This is a genomic window from Phyllobacterium sp., assembly GCF_037994405.1.
Lineage (GTDB): Bacteria > Pseudomonadota > Alphaproteobacteria > Rhizobiales > Rhizobiaceae > Phyllobacterium.
The window spans coordinates 1-5134 of record NZ_JBBNAN010000429.1 but is presented as its reverse complement, the minus strand read 5'-3'; the positions used below and the strand labels follow the sequence as shown (position 1 = coordinate 5134).

Here is a 5134-nt window from a genome sequence, read left to right as displayed (position 1 = left end):
CGGCATCGATTTTGACCAACCAACTCAGCGAGGAACGTGTCATGCAGCTCGGAATGATCGGACTTGGCCGGATGGGCGCGAATATGGCGCGCCGGCTGCTCAAGAATGGCCATCAATGCGTTGTGTTCGACCGGTCGCCGCAGGCCGTCCAGGCGCTGATTCAGGAAAAGGCGGACGGTGCCGGCGCGCTCGCGGACCTGGTGAAAAAGCTTACCAAACCGCGGGCAGTCTGGCTGATGGTGCCAGCGGCCGTGGTCGACAAGACTATCGCCGATCTCGTGCCGCATCTGGAGGCCGGCGACACACTGATCGACGGCGGCAATTCCTACTACGTGGATGATATACGGCGAGCGAAGGACCTCGCCGCGAATAGCATCGATTACATTGACGTTGGCACCAGCGGTGGCGTCTGGGGCCTTGAACGCGGCTACTGCATGATGATCGGCGGGCCGCAAGCCGCAGTCGAACACCTCGATCCCATCTTCAAAACGCTGGCGCCGGGCTTGGGCGGAATTGTCCGCACGCCGGGACGCGAGAATCCAATCGGCACTGCCGAGATGGGCTATCTGCATTGCGGACCGAGCGGAGCCGGCCACTTCGTCAAGATGGTCCACAACGGCATCGAATACGGGCTCATGGCTGCGTATGCAGAGGGTCTGAGCATTCTGCGCGGTGCAGATGTCGGCACGAAGCAGAACGAAATTGACGCAGAGACGACGCCGCTACGCGACCCCGAACTTTATCAGTACAACCTCAATCTCCCTGATATTGCCGAGCTTTGGCGACGCGGCAGCGTGGTCGCCTCCTGGCTTCTGGACCTCACGGCGGCCGCGCTTGTCGAGGACCCCGCGCTCGCCAAGTTTGCTGGGCGGGTTTCGGATTCGGGGGAAGGGCGGTGGACCATCAAGGCCGCGATAGACGAAGCCATACCCGCGCCCGTCCTTTCCACGGCTCTCTACGAACGCTTCAGCTCGCGCGGAGATGCAGACTTCCAGAACAAGCTTATGTCGGCGATGCGCTATGAATTCGGCGGCCATCTGGAAAAGACGACCGGCAAGTGATGGATCCCGAGAGGAGACCACAATGAGCGAGGCGCAATCAGACGCCCTGGTTTTTTTCGGCGCCACCGGAGACCTGGCGTACAAGAAGATTTTCCCGGCGCTGCAGGCAATGCTGAAGCGGGGCCATCTCGACGTGCCGGTGATTGGCGTGGCCAACGCCGGCTGGAGCCTCGACCAGTTTCGTGATCGGGCGCAGGACAGCCTTGAAAAACACGGCGGCCTGGACCCTTCTGCCTTCAAGAATCTGGCCGCGCTCCTGCGCTACGTTGACGGGGACTACGGCGATCCCGCAACCTTCCGCGCGCTCCGCAGGGAACTCGCAAATGCACAGCGGCCCGCCCACTATATGGCAATCCCGCCCGCCCTGTTCGGCATGGTCGTCGAGCAGCTGGCGAAGGCGGAATGCACCAAAGGCGCTAGCGTGATCGTCGAAAAGCCTTTCGGGCATGATCTCAAGTCAGCCCGCGAACTGAATACAATCCTGCTTGGTACCTTCGACGAGAAGCGGATATTTCGCATCGACCACTATCTCGGCAAAGGTCCAGTGCACAACATGCTCTACTTCCGCTTTGCAAACGCCTTCCTTGAACCAATTTGGAACCGCAACCACGTTGAGAGCGTACAGATCACGATGGCGGAGGATTTTGGGATCCAGGGCCGCGGCGCGTTCTACGACGCAACGGGCACCACCCGCGACGTGGTCCAGAACCATCTGTTTCAGGTGCTGACCAATTTGACCATGGAGCCGCCGGTCAGGACCGACAGCGAATCGATCCGCGACGAAAAGGTCAAGGTGCTCAAGGCGATCCCCACGCTCGATGAAAAGAGCATTCTCCGGGGGCAGTTTCGCGGATACCGAAACGAGCCCGATGTCGCACCGAATTCGACGGTTGAAACGTTCGCTGCGCTGCGGCTGAGCATTAATTCCTGGCGCTGGCAGGGAGTGCCGTTCTACATCCGCGCCGGAAAATGCCTGCCGGTTACATGTACCGAAGTATTCGTACGGTTGCGCCGCCCACCCACCGTATACAAGGCAACCAACGACGTGCCGAACCATTTGCGGTTTCGGATCAGCCCGGATGTCACGATTGCGATCGGCATGATGGTATTGTCTCCAGCCTATGATTCTGTCGGGCTTCCGGCCGAACTGGTTGCGAGCCGAAATTCCCGAAGCGGAGAGATGGATGCCTATGAGCGGGTGCTGGGGGACGCGATGCATGGCGATGCGACGCTCTTCGCGCGCGAGGACTATGTCGAGGAGGCGTGGCGAATTATCGATCCGGTGCTGGCGGCAAACACGCCGGTCTATGAATACGACGTCGGCACCTGGGGCCCCTCCGAGGTCCACGCTCTCTTGCCCCCAGGAGACTGGCACAATCCAATTGAGGCAGATGCGGTTCCGGAACGGCTCAAAACCTGATGCGGATCGAAATACTCGCGGACGCCGACCAGGTGGCCCGTCGCGCCCATACCGGCCGGTGAGTTCGCCAGGACCGGGCCCTGATTCTTCGCTGACCACGCGGCGGCAGGATCGCTAGGTGCGAACTGAGATTGGACAGGAATCCGGCAAGTCGCCTGGGACCTCGTCCAGACATATCTGGCCGCCGAGTTGAGCCCGGCAGGTCGGTATCTCAGTCGCCTGAGTAAAATGGCTGGAAACGTACGCAGCGAAAGGCAACTCATAGGTGAGGCACATGACCAACGAGCAAATGGATCTGCTATCGATCAATACTATTCGCACGCTATCGATGGACGCAGTGCAGGCCGCCAATTCCGGCCATCCCGGCACGCCAATGGCGCTCGCCCCATTGGTTTACACTCTCTGGAATCGGGTGATGCGTTTTGATCCGATGGATCCAGTCTGGCCCAACCGCGACCGCTTCGTGCTTTCCAACGGTCATGCCTCAATGCTTCTTTGGTCGGTGCTTCACCTTGCCGGCGTTCAGGCCGTCAACGCCGACTATGAGAAGTTGGGACGACCGGCAGTGACGCTCGATGACATTCGCCGGTTCCGTCAATTCGGCAGCAAGGCACCAGGGCATCCAGAGTACCACCTGGTCTCGGGCGTCGAGGCCACTACCGGACCACTGGGACAGGGAATTGCCACCAGCGTCGGCATGGCCATTGCCCGTCGCTGGCTTGCCGACCGATACAACCAGCCGGGATACGAAATTTTCGACTATGACGTCTACGCAGTGTGCGGCGACGGCTGCATGATGGAGGGCGTCGGGTCGGAAGCCGCGTCGCTTGCCGGCCATCTTGGTCTGGAAAATCTGTGTTGGGTCTACGACAACAACCACATCACCATCGAAGGAAGCACCAGCATCGCTTTTACAGAAGACGTCGCGGTCAGGTTCCTCGGTTATCGATGGAACGTCCTGCGCGTCGGCGATGCCAACGATGTCGATCGCATCGAGAATGCGCTGCAGACGTTCCGACAGACGAAGGGTCGCCCTACGCTCATCATCCTCGATAGCCATATCGGCTACGGTTCACCGAACCGTCAGGACACCGCCGCAGCGCACGGCGAGCCGCTCGGCGACGACGAGATCCGGCTTACCAAGCGGGGGTACGGCTGGCCCGAGGACGCGAAGTTTCTGGTCCCCGACGGCGTCGTCGAACACTTCGCGGCGGGTGTAGGAGCGCGCGGAGGACAGATCCACCGCCAATGGGATGAACTCTTCTCCGCCTACAAATCGAAGCACTCTGGACTTGCTCTGGAAATCCAACAAATGCAGCGGCGCGATCTTCCCGCGGGTTGGGACCGCAACCTGCCGACCTTCGTCATCGATGAGAAAGGCATTGCCGGGCGCGACGCCTCGGGTCAGGTACTCAATGTTCTCGCGCAGAACATCCCCTGGTTTCTCGGCGGTTCAGCAGATTTGGGTCCCTCGAACAAAACCACCTTGAAGTATGACGGTGCCGGTGATCTCCAGGCCGATAGCCCGGGAGGGAAAAATCTCCATTTCGGGATCCGCGAAAACGCAATGGGGGCAATAGTGAACGGGCTGGCGCTCTCCAAATTGCGCCCGTTCGGCGCTACGTTCTTCATCTTCAGCGATTACGCGCGGCCCGCGATCCGGCTCTCTGCTTTGATGGAGCTGCCGACGCTTTTCGTTTTGACGCACGATGCGATGGGCGACGGCGAGGATGGTCCGACGCATCAGCCCATCGAACAGCTCGCATCCCTGCGTGCGGTTCCCGGACTCACGTTGATTAGACCCGGCGACGCGAACGAAGTTGTCGAAGCCTATCGCTGCATCATGCAGCTCAAGCACCGGCCAGCGGTGCTCGTCCTGTCGCGACAGCCACTACCCACGCTCGACAGGGGAAGAAACGCACAAACGGCCGGTGTCGCATTCGGCGCTTACATCCTCGCGGATCCGCCGGAGGGCAAGCCGGAGGTAATCCTCATCGCCAGCGGTAGCGAACTGAGTCTCGCTGCGCAGGCGCACGCCGCCCTCGTCGCTGAGGGCATCCGCTCTCGTGTCGTGTCGATGCCATCCTGGGATCTGTTTGAACGCCAATCGGAGGATTACCGCAACAGCGTGTTGCCGAAGGACGTCCAGGCCCGTGTGGCGATCGAGCAGGCTTCAACCTTTGGCTGGGAGCGCTACGTCGGCCGCGAAGGCCACACCATCGGGATGCACACCTTCGGTGCCTCCGCGCCCCTTAAGGCGTTGCAACAGGAGTTCGGATTCACCGTCGAAAATATCGTTGCGGCTGCCAAAGCACAGCTGCCCAGGAAGTAGGGCAAATTCGCATCATGCGCGAAATGCAGTCAACCCACGCCAAAATCGACCGGCTGCCGACCGATGAAGACTGGGGACGGCTGCAGTTCACGACGTTGCTGTACTATCTGCACGATACAAACCCGGACAACGGCCTGGTTCGAGACAAAACGGAGTCCAATGCCCCGGCAAGCATCGCGGCAATCGGCATGGCGCTGGCCGCGCTTCCCGTCATTGTAGAACGTGGCATCATCATCCGCGAATTCGCGGCGAAGATAGCCCGCAAGCGACTGCGATACTTGATGGAATGCCCTCAGGGGCCAGAGCCGGATGCGTCGGGCT

Annotated in this window: 3 protein-coding genes and 1 pseudogene; all 4 read left to right on the top strand. The window is 60.6% G+C overall.

The features are described 5' to 3' along the window. Positions 1-41 precede the first annotated feature (41 nt). Positions 42-1061 (top strand): phosphogluconate dehydrogenase (NAD(+)-dependent, decarboxylating), encoded by a 1020-nt coding sequence (gene gnd / locus AAAC48_RS23230; RefSeq protein ID WP_340656458.1) that lies wholly within the window; start codon positions 42-44, stop codon positions 1059-1061. Between the two features lie 22 nt (positions 1062-1083). Next, positions 1084-2481, top strand: coding sequence for a glucose-6-phosphate dehydrogenase (gene zwf / locus AAAC48_RS23225; RefSeq protein WP_340656457.1), 1398 nt, complete (start codon positions 1084-1086; stop codon positions 2479-2481). 274 nt (positions 2482-2755) lie between these two features. Continuing rightward, complete coding sequence (gene tkt, locus AAAC48_RS23220; protein ID WP_340656456.1) at positions 2756-4813, top strand: transketolase; 2058 nt, start codon at positions 2756-2758, stop codon at positions 4811-4813. Positions 4814-4827: 14 nt separating this feature from the next. After that, a pseudogene (locus tag AAAC48_RS23215) lies at positions 4828-5134 on the top strand (hypothetical protein); the annotation flags it as partial.

Bases quoted from the DNA above. Each gene is read 5' to 3' on its own strand.
- gnd (WP_340656458.1), top strand. From the start codon at position 42: ATGCAGCTCGGAATGATCGGACTTGGCCGGATGGGCGCGAATATGGCG.
- zwf (WP_340656457.1), top strand. From the start codon at position 1,084: ATGAGCGAGGCGCAATCAGACGCCCTGGTTTTTTTCGGCGCCACCGGA.
- tkt (WP_340656456.1), top strand. From the start codon at position 2,756: ATGACCAACGAGCAAATGGATCTGCTATCGATCAATACTATTCGCACG.